Source organism: Mesorhizobium sp. M00.F.Ca.ET.216.01.1.1, assembly GCF_004010325.2.
In the GTDB taxonomy this organism is placed as follows: domain Bacteria; phylum Pseudomonadota; class Alphaproteobacteria; order Rhizobiales; family Rhizobiaceae; genus Mesorhizobium.
Map to the genome: position 1 here is coordinate 1 of NZ_SADR02000140.1, position 430 is coordinate 430.

Consider the following 430-nt stretch of genomic DNA (forward strand, 5'->3'; position numbering starts at 1 on the left):
TGATGAAGGCGCCGTCGCCCCAGCCGCCGATCGGCAACAGCTTCCATGAAAGCCCGAAGACGAGTTGGATCACCGGCGCGATGACGAAGGTCGGGATGGTGCTGCCGGCGGTGGCTAGAGCAATCACCGAATAATCGGCTATCTTGTTCTGGTTGAGCGCCGCGATCGTGCCAAGGATGCTCCCGAGCAGCAGAGCCAGCACCAGCGCCGACGAGCCGAGTTGCACGGAGATCGGCAGGCCCTTGGCGAAGAGTTCGGTGACGGTGAAGTCAGGCAAATTATAGCTCGGGCCGAAATTGCCGCGCAAAAGATTGCCGAGATAGTGGACATATTGCAGCCAGAGCGGATCGTTGAGGCCGAACTGGGCTTCGAGATTGGCCCTGATTTCCGGGCTCAGGCCCCGCTCCTGGTTGAACGGACCGCCTGGCGC

At 61.4% G+C, this 430-nt stretch carries 1 pseudogene; it reads right to left on the reverse strand.

The annotated features are described in order from the left end of the window. A pseudogene (locus tag EN859_RS35425) lies at nucleotides 1-430 on the reverse strand (ABC transporter permease subunit); the annotation flags it as partial.